Origin of the sequence: Pseudomonas sp. NPDC087639, from assembly GCF_044743385.1 — a bacterium.
Lineage (GTDB): Bacteria > Pseudomonadota > Gammaproteobacteria > Pseudomonadales > Pseudomonadaceae > Aquipseudomonas.
The window spans coordinates 118,964-133,880 of the sequence record NZ_JBIUWI010000002.1; the positions used below are offsets into that span (position 1 = coordinate 118,964).

17 protein-coding genes and 1 pseudogene are annotated in these 14,917 nt (G+C 60.9%); 10 read left to right on the forward strand and 8 right to left on the reverse strand.

What is annotated here, in order from left to right:
• Positions 1 to 1,273, forward strand: a 1,273-nt coding sequence (argH, locus tag ACIOVB_RS02600; protein WP_401264552.1) for an argininosuccinate lyase, incomplete at its 5' end; no start/stop codon positions are given.
• A 118-nt stretch (positions 1,274 to 1,391) separates the two neighbouring features.
• On the opposite strand, the gene ACIOVB_RS02605 is transcribed toward argH, so the two are convergent.
• Positions 1,392 to 2,051 carry a glutathione S-transferase family protein gene (locus ACIOVB_RS02605; protein ID WP_401264553.1) on the reverse strand — a complete coding sequence of 220 codons (660 nt, stop codon included), beginning with the start codon at positions 2,049 to 2,051 and terminating at the stop codon, positions 1,392 to 1,394.
• Between the two features lie 123 nt (positions 2,052 to 2,174).
• Between ACIOVB_RS02605 and ACIOVB_RS02610 the strand changes: the two genes are divergently transcribed.
• The 3 genes from ACIOVB_RS02610 (at position 2,175) to ACIOVB_RS02620 (ending at position 5,941) form a co-directional block, all read left to right on the forward strand.
• Positions 2,175 to 2,465, forward strand: coding sequence for a hypothetical protein (locus ACIOVB_RS02610; RefSeq protein ID WP_401264555.1), 291 nt, complete (start codon positions 2,175 to 2,177; stop codon positions 2,463 to 2,465).
• A 192-nt stretch (positions 2,466 to 2,657) separates the two neighbouring features.
• Positions 2,658 to 2,903: a TIGR02647 family protein gene (locus tag ACIOVB_RS02615; RefSeq protein ID WP_401264557.1), complete on the forward strand. Its 246-nt coding sequence runs from the start codon at positions 2,658 to 2,660 to the stop codon at positions 2,901 to 2,903.
• A gap of 194 nt (positions 2,904 to 3,097) precedes the next feature.
• Complete coding sequence (locus ACIOVB_RS02620) at positions 3,098 to 5,941, forward strand: class I adenylate cyclase (protein WP_401264559.1); 2,844 nt, start codon at positions 3,098 to 3,100, stop codon at positions 5,939 to 5,941.
• Between the two features lie 7 nt (positions 5,942 to 5,948).
• Here the strand turns inward: ACIOVB_RS02620 and rnk are convergent, their stop codons facing one another.
• The 3 genes from rnk to cyaY form a co-directional block, all read right to left on the reverse strand.
• Positions 5,949 to 6,359: a nucleoside diphosphate kinase regulator gene (gene rnk, locus ACIOVB_RS02625; protein WP_187678250.1), complete on the reverse strand. Its 411-nt coding sequence runs from the start codon at positions 6,357 to 6,359 to the stop codon at positions 5,949 to 5,951.
• 128 nt (positions 6,360 to 6,487) lie between these two features.
• Positions 6,488 to 6,709 carry a DUF1289 domain-containing protein gene (locus tag ACIOVB_RS02630; protein ID WP_187678251.1) on the reverse strand — a complete coding sequence of 74 codons (222 nt, stop codon included), beginning with the start codon at positions 6,707 to 6,709 and terminating at the stop codon, positions 6,488 to 6,490.
• 4 nt (positions 6,710 to 6,713) lie between these two features.
• Positions 6,714 to 7,046: an iron donor protein CyaY gene (cyaY, locus tag ACIOVB_RS02635; RefSeq protein ID WP_187678252.1), complete on the reverse strand. Its 333-nt coding sequence runs from the start codon at positions 7,044 to 7,046 to the stop codon at positions 6,714 to 6,716.
• Positions 7,047 to 7,365: 319 nt separating this feature from the next.
• Between cyaY and ACIOVB_RS02640 the strand changes: the two genes are divergently transcribed.
• From ACIOVB_RS02640 to ACIOVB_RS02665, 6 genes are read left to right on the forward strand one after another with little or no spacing between them, the layout of a single operon-like run.
• Positions 7,366 to 7,539, forward strand: a complete 174-nt coding sequence (locus tag ACIOVB_RS02640) for a lipoprotein (RefSeq protein WP_042561715.1) — start codon at positions 7,366 to 7,368, stop codon at positions 7,537 to 7,539.
• Between the two features lie 9 nt (positions 7,540 to 7,548).
• Positions 7,549 to 8,796 (forward strand): diaminopimelate decarboxylase, encoded by a 1,248-nt coding sequence (gene lysA, locus ACIOVB_RS02645; RefSeq protein ID WP_187678253.1) that lies wholly within the window; start codon positions 7,549 to 7,551, stop codon positions 8,794 to 8,796.
• Positions 8,797 to 8,799: 3 nt separating this feature from the next.
• Positions 8,800 to 9,630: a diaminopimelate epimerase gene (gene dapF / locus ACIOVB_RS02650; RefSeq protein WP_103302557.1), complete on the forward strand. Its 831-nt coding sequence runs from the start codon at positions 8,800 to 8,802 to the stop codon at positions 9,628 to 9,630.
• Between the two features lie 13 nt (positions 9,631 to 9,643).
• The gene (locus tag ACIOVB_RS02655; protein WP_187678255.1) at positions 9,644 to 10,369 is read left to right on the forward strand and encodes a DUF484 family protein; all 726 of its coding nucleotides are present in this window, start codon (positions 9,644 to 9,646) and stop codon (positions 10,367 to 10,369) included.
• Positions 10,370 to 10,371: 2 nt separating this feature from the next.
• Entirely contained in the window at positions 10,372 to 11,271 is a 900-nt protein-coding gene (gene xerC / locus ACIOVB_RS02660; RefSeq protein ID WP_187678256.1) for a tyrosine recombinase XerC, read from the forward strand.
• Positions 11,268 to 11,975 carry an HAD family hydrolase gene (locus tag ACIOVB_RS02665; RefSeq protein ID WP_401264562.1) on the forward strand — a complete coding sequence of 236 codons (708 nt, stop codon included), beginning with the start codon at positions 11,268 to 11,270 and terminating at the stop codon, positions 11,973 to 11,975. The genes xerC and ACIOVB_RS02665 overlap by 4 nt, the downstream gene beginning before the upstream one ends.
• Positions 11,976 to 12,214: 239 nt before the next feature.
• Here ACIOVB_RS02665 and sutA read toward each other — a convergent pair whose 3' ends face one another.
• The 4 genes and pseudogenes from sutA to ACIOVB_RS02685 all read right to left on the reverse strand — a co-directional run.
• Positions 12,215 to 12,541, reverse strand: a complete 327-nt coding sequence (gene sutA / locus ACIOVB_RS02670; protein WP_187678258.1) for a transcriptional regulator SutA — start codon at positions 12,539 to 12,541, stop codon at positions 12,215 to 12,217.
• Between the two features lie 101 nt (positions 12,542 to 12,642).
• Positions 12,643 to 13,068 (reverse strand): annotated as a pseudogene (locus ACIOVB_RS02675) (secondary thiamine-phosphate synthase enzyme YjbQ).
• Between the two features lie 215 nt (positions 13,069 to 13,283).
• Complete coding sequence (locus tag ACIOVB_RS02680; protein WP_007920417.1) at positions 13,284 to 14,621, reverse strand: ammonium transporter; 1,338 nt, start codon at positions 14,619 to 14,621, stop codon at positions 13,284 to 13,286.
• Between the two features lie 37 nt (positions 14,622 to 14,658).
• On the reverse strand, positions 14,659 to 14,917 hold a 259-nt coding region (locus ACIOVB_RS02685; protein WP_401264564.1), incomplete at its 5' end, for a P-II family nitrogen regulator.

Genomic DNA, 14,917 nt, shown 5'->3' on the forward strand with positions numbered 1-14,917 from the left:
GGGCTCGATCGCCCACGCCACCATGCTGGCCAAGGTCGGCGTGCTGACCGATGCCGAGCGCGACAGCATCATCGAGGGCCTGAAGACCATTCAGGGCGAAATCGAGGCCGGCCAGTTCGACTGGCGCATCGACCTCGAAGACGTGCACATGAACATCGAAGCGCGCCTGACCGACCGCATTGGCGTCACCGGCAAAAAACTGCACACCGGCCGCAGCCGCAACGATCAGGTTGCCACCGATATCCGCCTGTGGCTGCGTGACGAAATCGACCTGATCCTGGCCGAAATCACCCGACTGCAAAAAGGCCTGCTGGAGCAAGCCGAGCGCGAAGCTGCGAGCATCATGCCGGGCTTCACTCACCTGCAAACTGCTCAGCCAGTGACCTTCGGGCATCACATGCTGGCCTGGTTCGAAATGCTCAGCCGCGACTACGAGCGTCTGGTCGACTGCCGCAAGCGCACCAACCGCATGCCGCTGGGCAGTGCTGCGCTGGCGGGCACCACCTACCCGATCGACCGCGAGTACACCGCACAACTACTGGGCTTCGATGCCGTCGGCGGCAACTCGCTGGACAACGTTTCCGATCGCGACTTCGCCATCGAATTCTGCTCGGCCGCAAGCATCGCGATGATGCACCTGTCGCGCTTCTCCGAAGAACTGGTGCTGTGGACCAGCGCGCAATTCCAGTTCATCGATCTGCCGGACCGTTTCTGCACCGGTAGCTCGATCATGCCGCAAAAGAAAAACCCCGACGTTCCTGAGCTGGTACGCGGCAAGACCGGCCGTGTGTTCGGCGCCCTGATGGGCCTGTTGACCCTGATGAAAGGCCAACCGCTGGCCTACAACAAGGACAACCAGGAAGACAAAGAGCCGCTGTTCGATGCCGCCGACACGCTGCGCGATTCGCTGCGTGCCTTTGCCGACATGATCCCGGCGATCAAACCGAAACACGCGATCATGCGTGAAGCGGCGCTGCGTGGCTTCTCCACCGCGACCGACCTGGCGGACTACCTGGTGCGCCGTGGCCTGCCGTTCCGTGATTGCCACGAAATCGTTGGTCACGCGGTGAAGTACGGCGTCGACACTGGCAAGGATCTGGCAGAAATGAGCCTGGAAGAACTGCGTCAGTTCAGCGACCAGATCGAGCAGGATGTGTTTGCCGTGCTGACCCTCGAAGGCTCGGTGAATGCCCGTGACCATATCGGCGGGACTGCGCCGGCGCAGGTCAAGGCTGCGGTTGTGCGCGGTCAGGCCCTGATCGCCAGCCGCTAAAAGCATCGCGGGCAAGCCCGCTCCCACAAGTTCTGCGTCGAGCACACAATTGTGTTTCAACGCAAAACCCTGTGGGAGCGGGCTTGCCCGCGATGACTGACTTCAGAACGCTAAAAACCTACTTCTTCGCCGCGATCATCGCCAAAAACGCCGGCATCGCAGCCTCCTTGTCCGCCGCAATACTCTGCACATGCGGATTCTGCTCAAGTCGCTCCAGCAGCGCCTTGGCCTTCGGCATCTCCGCCAGCAAATCAATCCCGAACAACTTCTGCCCCACCGCGCACGCCAACGGCACGCTGTACAGGAAGTACAAATCGGCAATGCTCAGACTGTCGCCTGCCACATACGGGGCGAATTTGCCGTGGCGGCCCAGCGAAGCAAAACCCAGCAGCAACTCGGACTTGGTCTTTTCCTTGATCGCGTCCGGCAAAGTCATGCCGAAAAACGCTTCGCCGTAACAGGCGCGGCCCGGCAGTTCGATGTACAGCTCGATTTCCTTGGCAATTGCCAACACCTGCGCACGCTCGAACGGGTCGCTCGGCAGCAGCGGCGTGCCTTTCTGGGTCTGTTCGAGGTATTCGAGAATGATCGCGGTTTCATTGATGTAACCGGCGTCAACGCCCAGCACCGGCACTTTGCCGCGCGGACTGATCGCCAGTGAATCCGGAGTCTGCCCCGGATAGAACGTAACTTCTTCGAACGGCAGGCCTTTTTCCAGCAGCGCCAGTTTGACCATGTTGTAGTAATTGCTGACTGAGAATCCGTAGAGCTTGAGCATCACATAGCCTCCGGGCCGTGCGGGGTGGGCGGTGTCTGTTTATAGATCGCCGAGGCGAATCCCGCCAGCAGCATCACGCTGCTGAATGCGGGTAAACTGGCGCCTTTCCTTGAGGAGCCTGCCATGAGCGAGCCGACAGACATCGACAACGACAATGACGAAGAAGAGTTCGCCGAGGCTACGTTGATCGAAGCCATCGAGAACCAGATCGAAAGCGACAACCCGCCAGCGGCCAAAGCCACGCTTAACAAACTCACTTTGGTGGGCGTCGAGCGCGAAGAAATCCTCAACCTGATGGCCCATGTGCTGGCGTACGAGATTGACGCGATGCTCGATGAAGACCGTCCGTTCAACACCCAATGGTATGAAGCGGCGCTGCGCGCATTGCCTGAGTTGCCACCGGAAAAGCCGTAACCGGGCCGCTACCTGTGGGAGCAGGTTTGCTCCCACACAATTTGTCACCCATCCATCCAGCCTTCTCCCAGACCCTGACTACACTGGAAACCGCCCCCAGACGAAAACCCTGACGCGCACACTGGACAGTCCGCGCCGGCAGGTTCACCTTAGGGGCGCTGCGTTCCAATTCCTAGAAAGTCTGGAGTCCTTATGTCGCTTACCCCTGAGTTGGTTGCCGAACTGGAAGTCCTCGCACTCTTTCCCCTGGACAGTTCCCAGGAAGGTTTGAAAATTCATCAGACCGCTGCCCCGAAGCACATCGCTGCTGCCCAACGCCTCTATGCTAAAGAACTGACCGATCAGCCCGATGGTGGATATCTGACCAGCCTGGGTCGCGATGCTGCGCAAAATGTGCAAACCGTGCTGACGATCCTGAGAGAGCCAGAAACAGCCTGATCCTTCCTGACTTCGCCCACGGGAACCCCAGTCACGGGATTTCCGCGGGCCCGTCCGGACGTCGACTATCGCCTCGCGATAGAAATCTGACGTCAAAAAACAAATTCAGCTTAAAACTCCCGCTGCGCAAAGGCTAAACTGCCCCCCATTCCGAGACCCTCTTCGTCCGAGCCTGCGAGCCGGTTTGAGCTGACATGACGCGCACCCACGAAATCCGCCCCGATCTGGATGAGGGAATCGACCGCAAGGTTCTCAGCCAGCTACGCGCACGTTTTCTCAAACTCAATGAAGTTCGTCTTGGCCGCGCGCTGGAAGGCTTGTCGACGCGTCAGCAAGGCGTACTGACGCTGCTGCCGCTGTTCTTCCACGTCAACCATCCGCTACTGCCGGGTTATGTTTCGGGCAGTACGCCCGCCGGCCTGTCGAATTATGAGCCGGATGCCAATACCCTTGCCGAAGCCCAACGCCTGACCCGCTCGTTCTCCTACAAGCCGCGCCACGGCAGCAACCCGCCGCGACCGATTCACGGACTGTTCCTGATGGGCAGCCTCGGCACGCTGGCCCAGGCAGATCAAAGCGATATGGACGTGTGGGTTTGCCACGCGCCGGACCTGAGCGAAAGCGAACTCGCGGAACTGCGCAAGAAATGCCAGTTGCTCGAAACCTGGGCGGCGAGCCAGGGCGCCGAGGCGCACTTCTTTCTGATTGATCCGGTGCGCTTCGTCAAAGGTGAACGCGACAGTCAACTCAGTTCGGAAAACTGCGGCACCACCCAGCACTATCTGCTGCTGGACGAGTTCTACCGCACCGCGATCTGGCTGGCCGGGCGCACGCCGATCTGGTGGCTGGTGCCGGTTTACGAAGAAAGCGCCTACGACCTGTACACCCACACGCTGCTGTCCAAGCGTTTCATCCGCGCCGACGAAACCCTCGACCTCGGGCATCTGGCGACGATTCCGCCGGGTGAGTTCATCGGCGCCGGCTTGTGGCAGTTGTTCAAGGGCATCGAGTCGCCCTACAAGTCGGTGCTCAAACTGCTGCTGACCGAGGTCTACGCCAGCGAGCACCCGCAAGTGCAGTGCCTGAGCCTGCGCTACAAGCAAGCGGTGTTCGCCAACCAGCTCGATCTGGATGAACTTGACCCGTACATGGTCGTGTATCGGCGCATCGAGGAATACCTCACTGCGCGCAACGAGCCGGAGCGACTGGAACTGGTGCGCCGTGCGTTGTATCTGAAGGTCAACCGCAAGCTCACCGGCAGCAGTCGCAGCCAAGGCTGGCAGCGTTCGCTGCTGGAGCGCCTGGCCAATGAGTGGCATTGGGATCAACGACAACTGGCGCTGCTCGACAGCCGCAGCCAGTGGAAAGTCCGGCAGGTCAGCGCCGAACGCCGCGCGCTGGTCAACGAGCTGAACTACAGCTACCGCTTCCTGACCCAGTTCGCCCGCACCGAACAGACCGTCAGCCTGATCAACAAACGTGACCTCAACGTCCTCGGTCGCAGGCTGTATGCAGCGTTCGAGCGCAAGGCTGACAAGGTCGAGTTCATCAACCCAGGCATCGCTCCGGATCTGGCCGAAGATACCCTGACCCTGGTGCAATCGCGCAACAAGAAGGAGCCGGGGCAAACCCAGTGGGGCCTGTACAACGGCAGCCTCACGGCGCTGGAGTGGGAACATTTCGCGCCGATCAAGCGCAGCCGCGAATTGCTCGAACTGCTGACATGGTGTCACCGCAACGGCGTGATCGACAGCAGTACCCGGCTGGCCCTGCACCCCGGCAACAGCGACCTGAGCGAGTTCGAACTGTTCAACCTGCTCGGCAGCCTGCAACAAAGCATTGCCCTGCCCTTGCCCACCGTTGCCGAAGAACCTTTGCTGCGCGCCGCGGTGCCAAGCGAGGTGCTGATTCTGGTCAACGTCGGGGTTGATCCGCTCAAGCATCACCGCGACCTGAACATCCTGATGACCACCGAGCGCACCGATTCGCTGAGTTACGCCGGGGTGCGCGAAAACCTCGTGCTGACGCTGGACCAGGTCACGCTCAACAGCTGGAATGAAGTGCTGGTCAACCGTTTCGACGGCCCCCACGCCCTGCTCGATTGCCTGCGCGATTACCTCAACAACTTGCCGCGCGGGCCGTTACAGCCGTCGTTGAAGGTGCGCTGCTTCTGCCACAACCGAGCGCAATTCATCGCCCGCCGCGTGGAAGAAATCGTCGATACCGCGCAAAACCTGTTGCTCAGCGAATTGAACCATCGCTACCTGATTCAGGTGCAGCAGCACTATCACGTGCTGGAATTGGTGCCAGGCCAGGTCAACCATGTCGCCCTCGCGACATTGCCGGCACTGCTCGATTACCTCGGCGAAGAGCAGGCGCGCTACAGCCCGCTGCATCTGGACCCCATGGCGCTGGAAGATCACGACCTCGCGTTGATCCTGCCGATGGGCCAGCCGGAATCCATTCAGGTGTTCTACCGGATTACCGAGCAGCAAGCCGAGTTGTATGTGCTGGATGAGTTCAACGCCTTGTGGCAACAGCATTTGCCGTATCACGACGAACAAAGCCTGCTGGTGCCGCTGCAGCGTTTCCTGCAGTCGATCCAGTATCGGCGCGAAGCTTCACTGCCGATGGACGCCGCCCCCTCGGCCCGCCTCGAAACGTTGTATTACCAGTTATTGCCTTCAGGCCCGGGACGGGCGCGACGGGTCGAAGCACGGCCAGCGCCGCAGACACCGGTCAACAAACCGTTCTACGACGTGCAGGCGATTGTCGGCAAAGCCGCACCGGGGGAAGTGCAGGTCACCTTGTATTGCAATCAACGGGAATTCAGCGAGCTGGAACATGGCGACCAACTGTTCAGCGTGGTCGCCCGGGAGATCGTCGAGCAGCGCCGCGAGACCGAACGCTATCGCTGCTACATCACCGACCTGGACCTCTCGGGCCTGCTCGGTGATGGTCAGAGCTCAAGCAATCTGTATCTGCGCTACAAGGCGGACCTGGAGCGCGCCCTGAACGAGGCACTCGAACAGGCCTGAGGCGGGGTTATTCCGGAAACGCGCCACCGTTGGCCGGCTGCGATTCGACTTCGAGCAAGGTCAATTTCAGGGTCTTGCCGCCCGGTGCGGGCCAGTCGATGTGTTGACCGACTTTCAGGCCCAGCAGGGCGCTGCCGACCGGTGCCAGAATCGAGATTTTGCCCTCATCGGCGTTGGCATCCTTGGGATAGACCAGCGTCAGGTGATAGTCCTTGCCGCTGCCTTCTTCGCGGCAGTGAACACGGGAATTCATCGTCACGACATCGGCGGGCACTTCATCGTGGCTGACCAGGGTATCGGCGCGGTCCAGTTCGGTTTGCAACGCAATCACGCCCGGCAGCGAGTCATCCAGGCTGTCGATCAGGCGCTCCAGACGTTGCACGTCCAGACGGGTAAGGGTGATGGAAGGTGCGGTCATGATCCGGGCAGACTCCTTTCTTCTGCACACTAAAAAAGCAAAACCCCGCCAAAAAAGACGGGGTTTTCACCAGGCCTCGATGGGTTGAGGCGTGTTCGGACACTATCACAGCTCAAAAAATATACAAGTCACGCCCCGGTGGTGCGGCGTTGCTGTGCCTGGGTGACGATCACCCGACGGCGCTCATCATCCGCCGAGCGCCACTCGCGAATGTCTTCGACATGCCGGAAACAGCCGAGGCAGACCTTTTGCTCATCCAGCCGGCACACGCCGCTGCACGGCGAAGGCACCGCCGGGCTGATGTTGCTGTAAAGCGGCTTGGGCGGACGAACGGGAGCGGTGTCAGTCACAGAATCACAGACCTTCGAAATCGAATTCGGCGCCGGCCTGTTGCTTGACGATACGCTCAAGCATCTCGCCCAGTTGCTCTTCGCTCTTGTCGCACATCCAGCGTTCGCTTTCTTCGTCGTAGTCGAAGTGGAAACCACCTGACACGGCCGCCAGCCAGAGCTGGCGCAGCGGCTCCTGACGGCTGAAGATCAGCTGCGAGCCGTTCTCGAACTTGACCGTCAGGACACCGGCCGAGCTCTCCAGATCGATATCCAGATCGCTTTCGTCAAAGATGTCTTCCAGCGTTTGCTGGGTGGCATCGACCAGATCGTGAAAACGGGCTTCGGTCAAACTCATTGTGGCAACCTCAAAAAATGTCTGCTCAGGCTCAAGCGCCGAAAGATACGGACGCTGCTTGCCGATTGCAAAGGATAACGACCAAGGGCCTGTTGGCCCTTCCAACAACGCCCCTGTGGGAGCGAGCCTGCTCGCGAAAGCGGTGTGTCAGGCAGCGAGCCTGTTGAACTTGCCGGCCCCTTCGCGAGCAGGCTCGCTCCCACGGGTAATAATGATGCACTTCTCAGGAGCCCCGCCGGACGGGAACCCCGTCGCATAGGCAAGCTGCCGGGTGGCCGGTATACTCCGGCGCAATTAACGCATTTTCAAGGATTTCGCCATGAAGCGCCTGATCTCTTCCCTTGCTGCGCTCGTCGCGGTTGCCTGCCTTGTCTCGGCCTGCGGTCAAAAAGGCCCGCTGTACCTGCCCGATGACGATCAGGACCCGGCCGAGCAAGCCCAGTCTTCGCAAAAGCAGCCTGCTTCCAAAGCACACAAGCACGACGTTTACTAAGGGATCGCCATGGACGCTTTTAACTACCGTGGCGGGGAGCTGTTCGCGGAAGGTGTGGCGCTGTCCGCCATCGCCGACCGCTTCGGCACTCCCACCTATGTTTACTCGCGCGCGCACATCGAAGCCCAGTACCTGGCTTTCGCTGATGCGCTGGCCGGCATGCCGCATCTGGTTTGCTTTGCGGTCAAAGCCAACTCCAACCTTGGCGTGCTGAATGTCCTGGCCCGTCTCGGCGCCGGTTTCGACATCGTTTCCCGGGGCGAGCTGGAACGCGTCCTGGCCGCTGGCGGCAGCGCCGACAAGATCGTGTTCTCCGGGGTCGGCAAGACCCGTGACGACATGCGTCGCGCACTGGAAGTCGGCGTGCATTGCTTCAACGTCGAATCCACCGACGAGCTGGAGCGCCTGCAAGTCGTGGCCGCCGAGCTGGGCGTTCGCGCGCCGGTCTCGCTGCGCGTCAACCCGGATGTCGATGCCGGCACCCACCCGTACATTTCCACCGGGCTCAAAGAGAACAAGTTCGGCATCGCCATCGCCGACGCCGAAGACGTGTACGTGCGCGCCGCGCATCTGCCGAACCTGGAAGTGATTGGTGTCGACTGCCACATCGGTTCGCAGTTGACTACATTGCCGCCGTTCATCGACGCCCTCGACCGTCTGCTGGATCTGGTCGATCGCCTCGGCGATTGCGGCATTCACCTGCGCCACATCGATCTCGGTGGTGGTTTGGGTGTGCGTTATCGCGATGAAGAGCCGCCATTGGCCGGTGACTACATCAAAGCCGTGCGCGAGCGTCTGGACGGTCGTGATCTGGCACTGGTGTTCGAGCCGGGCCGTTTCATCGTCGCCAATGCTGGTGTGCTGCTGACGCAAGTCGAGTACCTCAAGCACACCGAACACAAAGACTTCGCCATCGTCGACGCGGCGATGAACGACCTGATCCGCCCGGCGCTGTATCAGGCGTGGATGGACGTCACCGCGGTCAAACCCCGCGACACCGCTGCGCGTAAATACGACATCGTCGGCCCGATCTGCGAAACCGGTGACTTCCTCGCCAAGGACCGTGAGCTTGCGCTGGAGGAAGGCGACTTGCTGGCGGTGCATTCGGCCGGTGCCTACGGTTTTGTGATGAGTTCCAACTACAACACCCGCGGCCGTGCCGCCGAGGTGCTGGTGGACGGTGACAAGGTCTTTGAAGTGCGTCGCCGCGAAACCGTGGCTGAGCTGTTTGCCGGCGAAAGCCTGCTGCCGGAGTAACCCATGCTGCTGCGTTTTACCAAAATGCACGGCCTGGGCAACGACTTCATGGTTCTCGACCTGGTCAGCCAGCACGCGCATATTCAGCCCAAGCACGCCAAACAATGGGGCGACCGGCACACCGGCATAGGTTTCGACCAATTGCTGATCGTCGAGGCGCCGAGCAATCCGGACGTGGATTTCCGTTATCGGATCTTCAATTCCGACGGCTCCGAAGTGGAGCAGTGCGGCAATGGTGCGCGCTGCTTCGCCCGCTTCGTGCTCGACAAGCGACTGACCGCCAAACGGCAGATCCGCGTCGAGACCAAGGGCGGCATCATCGAACTGGACGTGCGTAACGACGGCCAGATCGGCGTGAACATGGGCGCCCCGCGCCTGGTGCCGGCGGACATTCCGTTCGAAGCACCGGCGCAGGCCGCAAGCTATCAACTGGAAGTCGACGGCACCACGGTCGAACTGGCCGCCGTGTCGATGGGCAACCCACACGCCGTGCTGCGCGTGCAGGACATCAACAGCGCGCCGGTGCATGAACTGGGGCCGAAAATCGAACACCATCCGCGCTTCCCGGCGCGGGTCAATGTCGGTTTCCTCCAGGTTATCGACCGCAACCGCGCGCAACTGCGCGTCTGGGAACGCGGCGCCGGGGAAACCCAGGCCTGTGGCACCGGCGCTTGCGCTGCGGCTGTTGCGGCCATCAGTCAGGGGTGGATGGATTCGCCGCTGTTGATCGACCTGCCCGGCGGGCGTCTGTCCATTGAATGGGCAGGCCCTGGCCAACCGGTGTTGATGACCGGCCCGGCAGTGCGTGTATACGAAGGACAAGTGCGTCTTTGAGTGAGCAGAAACCATGACCGATAAGCCCCAGGTACCCGCCCGACAGTCCGACGAATCAGCGTCCGAGAGCCTGGAGGCGGCAGCGGTTGCCGCGTACCTGGAGGCTCATCCGGATTTCTTCGTCGAGCACGAAGAACTGCTGCCGGCCATGCGCATTCCTCACCAGCGTGGCGACACCGTATCGCTGGTCGAGCGCCAGATGACCATTCTGCGCGAGCGCAACATCGAGATGCGTCATCGCCTCTCGCAACTGATGGACGTGGCGCGCGACAACGACCGTCTGTTCGACAAGACCCGTCGCCTGATCCTCGCCCTGATGGACGCCTCCAGCCTGGAAGACGTGGTCATCAGTGTCGAAGACAGCCTGCGCCAGGACTTTCAGGTGCCTTTTGTCAGCCTGATCCTGCTCGGCGACAACCCGGCACCCGTTGGCCGCTGGGTCAGTCACGCCGATGCACAAGTCGCTATCGGCGGCCTGCTCACCGAAGGCAAAAGTGTCAGCGGCACCCTGCGCGAGCATGAGCTGGACTTTCTGTTCGGCGAAGAACAACGCAAGCAGATCGGTTCCACCGCCGTGGTCGCTATCAGCCACCAAGGCATCCACGGGATTCTGGCCATCGCCAGCCGTGACCCGCAGCACTACAAGAGTTCGGTCGGTACGCTGTTCCTCAGCTACATCGCCGAAGTCATGGGCCGCGTGCTGCCACGGGTCAACAGCTCCCTGCGCTCGGTACGCTGAACATGGAACGACAACTGGACGCTTACTGCGAACACTTGCGCAGTGAGCGGCAGGTGTCGCCGCACACGCTGTCGGCCTACCGCCGCGACCTCGATAAAGTCCTCGGCTGGTGCGTCAAACAGAACATCAGCAGTTGGGCCGCGCTGGACATCCAGCGCCTGCGCAGCCTGATCGCTCGCCTGCATGCGCAAGGCCAATCCTCACGCAGCCTCGCCCGGTTGCTCTCGGCGGTGCGCGGGCTCTATCACTATCTCAATCGCGAAGGTCTGTGCGACCACGATCCGGCTACCGGACTGGCACCGCCGAAAGGCGAACGCCGCCTGCCGAAAACCCTCGACACCGACCGCGCGCTGCAATTGCTTGAAGGCGCGGTCGAGGACGATTTTCTCGCGCGGCGTGATCAGGCGATTCTGGAATTGTTCTACTCCTCCGGCCTGCGTCTGTCGGAGCTGACCGGGCTCAATCTCGATCAGCTCGATCTGGCCGACGGCATGGTTCAAGTGCTCGGCAAGGGCAGCAAGACCCGTCTGCTGCCGGTCGGCAGAAAGGCCCGCGAAGCCCTTGAACAGTGGCTGCCGTTGCGCGCCATGACCAATCCGGCGGACGACGCCGTATTCGTCAGCCAGCAAGGCCGGCGCCTCGGGCCACGGGCGATTCAGGTGCGGGTCAAACTGGCCGGCGAGCGTGAACTGGGGCAGAACCTGCACCCGCATATGCTGCGGCATTCCTTCGCCAGTCACTTGCTGGAGTCCTCGCAGGATCTGCGCGCGGTGCAGGAGCTGCTCGGGCACTCGGACATCAAGACCACGCAGATCTACACCCACCTGGACTTCCAGCATCTGGCGGCGGTCTACGACAGCGCCCACCCACGGGCCAAACGCATGAAAGGCGACGATTCATGAGCATCCAGTTGATCACCTTCGATCTCGACGACACCCTGTGGGACACCGCCCCGGTGATCGTCAGCGCCGAAGCGATTTTGCGTGAATGGCTGAGCGAACATGCGCCGAATCTGGGCGCTGTGCCGGTGGAGCATTTGTGGTCGATCCGCGAGCGAGTGCTGGCCAACGAGCCGGGACTCAAACATCGCATCAGTGCGCTACGTCGGCGGGTGCTGTTCCATGCGCTGGAAGAGTCTGGCTACGGCCATGGCGAGGCGTCGGAGCTGGCAGACAAGGGCTTTGAAGTGTTCCTGCATGCGCGGCATCAGATCGAGGTGTTCCCCGAAGTCGAGCCGGTGCTGGAGATTCTCGCCAACCATTACGCCCTTGGCGTGGTCACCAACGGCAACGCCGATGTGCGCCGGTTGGGGCTGGCGGATTACTTCAAGTTTGCCCTGTGCGCCGAAGACATCGGCATCGCCAAACCGGATGCGCGACTGTTTCACGAGGCGTTGCAGCGCGGTGGCGCCAAGGCCGAAACCGCGGTGCATATCGGTGATCATCCGGGAGATGACATTGCCGGGGCGCAACAAGCCGGAATGCGTGCGATCTGGTTTAACCCGGCGGGCAAGGTCTGGGAAGCGGAGCGCTTGCCGGATGCCGAGATCCGCAGCCTGACCGATTTGCCAGCGGTGCTGGCGCGTTGGAATGCTGCCTCCGTCTGACACCAAACCGCTTTTTGTGGCGAGGGGATTTATCCCCGATCGGCTGCAAAGCAGTCGTGAAATCAGCGTGCGCGGTGTGTCAGGGCAACGCTGTATTCTGCGTTTTGGGGCCGCTGCGCAGCCCATCGGGGATAAATCCCCTCGCCACAGGGGCCTCACCCAATCACCTTCATGTGATATTCCAGGCATGAAAAAGCCCGCAGCGACGGCGGGCTTTTTCAGCAAGCAAGCGGCACGCCTCAGATAGGGCGGCTGCCGTACTTGTTGTCCGGCTTCTTGGGCGGATCGGCGACCACATTGGCCTCCACTTCCTGCACTTTTCCGCCTCGCGACAGGAACTCTTCCATGGCCTTGGCCAGGGCGTCGCGCTCCTTGTTCTTGGCTTCAATGCTCGGCAACTCATCTACCGACACCGCAGCCTTGGCTTTGCCTTTGGCAGCCGGGACCGGCGCATCGTCACCGCCATCGTCGTCAGCAACGTCTTCCGCTGCTGCTTCCAGGCCTTCCTCGGCCTCGTCTTCGTCGCCTACTTCGAGGTCGTCGGTTTCCAGATCATCGTCGCTCATGTTCTACCTCATGACTTGCGAAAAGCAGATTAGTTATAGACCAGCTTTGGCAACTGTCGAAAGTCGCCGTTAAAAAATCATTCACCGCTGCTGACCAGCGGCTATGCCCCTTCACCGTGCAAGGTGGCGAGGACTTTACGGGCACCGCCATGATCACGGTGCTCGGCCAGATAAACGCCTTGCCAGGTTCCCAGTGCCAGTCGCCCTGCCGAAACCGGCAGACTGATCTGGCAGCCAAGCACGCTGGCCTTGAAGTGCGCCGGGAGGTCGTCCAGGCCTTCGTCGTTATGCTCATAGCCGTCTGCTCCTTGTGGGATCAGACGATTGAAAAATCGTTCTTAGTCCAGACGAACCGCCGGATCGGCGTTCTCGTTGATGGTCAACGACGCCGAGGTATGCTGCAGCCACAAATGCAACAGACCGACCCGACATGCCTTGAGTTCAGGCAGGCCGGCGAGTAACTCGTCCGTTACCAGATGAAAGCCCCGGGGTCTTGCCCGCAGGGTTATCAGAGTCTGTTGCCACATACAGTTCTCCGCACATTCGGGGCGCATTCTAGCGCGCTCTGGGAAAAAACAAAGGCCCTAATATTCCTGCAACGGTGTAAGCCATTGCCCGCAGAAAAACACCCTTCGTAAACTCGACCAAAGCCGTACGAAAAATCCTTTCAGCTTGTCCTTCAATGACAAATTCCAGACAAAAAAATGCCCGGCGAACCGGGCAAGTTTTTTAGTGCGCGTACTTACAGGTTGTAGCCGCGTTCGTTGTGTTGTGCCAGATCGAGGCCAACCGACTCTTCTTCCTCGGTTACACGCAGACCCATCACGGCGTCCAGAACCTTGAGGATGATGAAGGTGACGATCGCGGTGTAGATCACCGTGAAGCCAACGCCTTTGACCTGAATCCAGACTTGCGCGCCGATATCGGTAACGGTGCCGAAGCCACCCAGAGCCGGCGCCGCGAACACACCGGTCAGAATCGCGCCGAGGATACCGCCGATGCCGTGTACGCCGAATGCGTCGAGGGAATCGTCATAACCGAGTTTGCGTTTCAGGGTGGTGGCGCAGAAGAAGCACACCACGCCCGCCGCCAGACCGATCACCAGTGCGCCCATCGGGCCCACGGTACCGGCAGCCGGAGTAATCGCCACCAGACCGGCAACCACACCCGAGGCGATGCCCAGAGCACTTGGTTTGCCGTGGGTGACCCACTCAGCGAACATCCAGCCCAGCGCAGCCGCAGCGGTCGCGATCTGGGTGACCAGCATCGCCATGCCGGCGGTGCCATTGGCCGCCGCAGCGGAACCGGCGTTGAAGCCGAACCAGCCGACCCACAGCATCGCCGCACCCATCAGGGTGTAACCGAGGTTGTGCGGTGCCATCGGGGTGGTCGGGAAGCCTTTGCGCTTGCCCAACACCAGGCAGGCAATCAGACCGGCCACACCCGCGTTGATGTGCACCACGGTGCCGCCCGCGAAGTCGAGCACGCCCCAGTCCCACATCAGGCCGCCGTTGCCGGACCAGACCATGTGCGCGATCGGTGCGTAAACCAGGGTGAACCAGATGCCCATGAAGATCAGCATCGCGGAGAACTTCATCCGCTCGGCGAACGCGCCGACGATCAGCGCCGGGGTGATGATCGCGAAGGTCATCTGGAAGGTGATGAACACCGCCTCAGGGAACAGCGCCGCTGGGCCGGTCAGGCTCGAAGGCGTGACACCGGCGAGGAACGCCTTGCCCATGCCGCCGAAGAACGAGTTGAAGTTGACGACGCCCTGCTCCATGCCGGTGGTGTCGAACGCAATGCTGTAGCCATAAATGACCCACAGGATGCTGATCAGACCGGTAATGGCGAAGCACTGCATCATCACGGAAAGAATGTTTTTCGAGCGAACCATGCCGCCGTAGAACAGCGCCAGGCCCGGGATGGTCATGAACAGCACGAGGGCTGTGGAGGTGAGCATCCAGGCGGTGTCGCCGGAATTGAGGACTGGGGCCGCCACTTCGTCTGCCGCCATTGCAAGGCTTGGCATTACGATGGACAACAGGGCTCCTAGCCCTGCGAATTTACGCAGAGTCATATTGTTTTCTCCTGGGGCGTTGGGTTTGTGGCGGCTTTTAAATCGCGTCGGTATCGGTTTCGCCGGTACGGATACGAATTGCCTGTTCCAGATTGACCACGAAGATCTTGCCGTCACCGATCTTGCCGGTGTTGGCAGCCTTGGTTATCGCCTCGATAACACGATCCAGATCCTTGTCGTCGATGGCCACGTCGATTTTCACCTTGGGCAGAAAATCGACCACATATTCCGCGCCGCGATACAGCTCGGTGTGACCCTTCTGCCGGCCGAAGCCTTGGAGTAAGGAAACGGTATGG

Bases quoted from the DNA above. Each gene is read 5' to 3' on its own strand.
- ACIOVB_RS02615 (WP_401264557.1), top strand. From the start codon at position 2,658: ATGTCGCTTACCCCTGAGTTGGTTGCCGAACTGGAAGTCCTCGCACTC.
- ACIOVB_RS02665 (WP_401264562.1), top strand. From the start codon at position 11,268: ATGAGCATCCAGTTGATCACCTTCGATCTCGACGACACCCTGTGGGAC.
- ACIOVB_RS02655 (WP_187678255.1), top strand. From the start codon at position 9,644: ATGACCGATAAGCCCCAGGTACCCGCCCGACAGTCCGACGAATCAGCG.
- lysA (WP_187678253.1), top strand. From the start codon at position 7,549: ATGGACGCTTTTAACTACCGTGGCGGGGAGCTGTTCGCGGAAGGTGTG.
- ACIOVB_RS02680 (WP_007920417.1), bottom strand. From the start codon at position 14,621: ATGACTCTGCGTAAATTCGCAGGGCTAGGAGCCCTGTTGTCCATCGTA.
- rnk (WP_187678250.1), bottom strand. From the start codon at position 6,359: ATGACCGCACCTTCCATCACCCTTACCCGTCTGGACGTGCAACGTCTG.
- ACIOVB_RS02620 (WP_401264559.1), top strand. From the start codon at position 3,098: ATGACGCGCACCCACGAAATCCGCCCCGATCTGGATGAGGGAATCGAC.
- xerC (WP_187678256.1), top strand. From the start codon at position 10,372: ATGGAACGACAACTGGACGCTTACTGCGAACACTTGCGCAGTGAGCGG.
- sutA (WP_187678258.1), bottom strand. From the start codon at position 12,541: ATGAGCGACGATGATCTGGAAACCGACGACCTCGAAGTAGGCGACGAA.
- ACIOVB_RS02640 (WP_042561715.1), top strand. From the start codon at position 7,366: ATGAAGCGCCTGATCTCTTCCCTTGCTGCGCTCGTCGCGGTTGCCTGC.
- cyaY (WP_187678252.1), bottom strand. From the start codon at position 7,046: ATGAGTTTGACCGAAGCCCGTTTTCACGATCTGGTCGATGCCACCCAG.
- ACIOVB_RS02605 (WP_401264553.1), bottom strand. From the start codon at position 2,051: ATGCTCAAGCTCTACGGATTCTCAGTCAGCAATTACTACAACATGGTC.
- ACIOVB_RS02610 (WP_401264555.1), top strand. From the start codon at position 2,175: ATGAGCGAGCCGACAGACATCGACAACGACAATGACGAAGAAGAGTTC.
- dapF (WP_103302557.1), top strand. From the start codon at position 8,800: ATGCTGCTGCGTTTTACCAAAATGCACGGCCTGGGCAACGACTTCATG.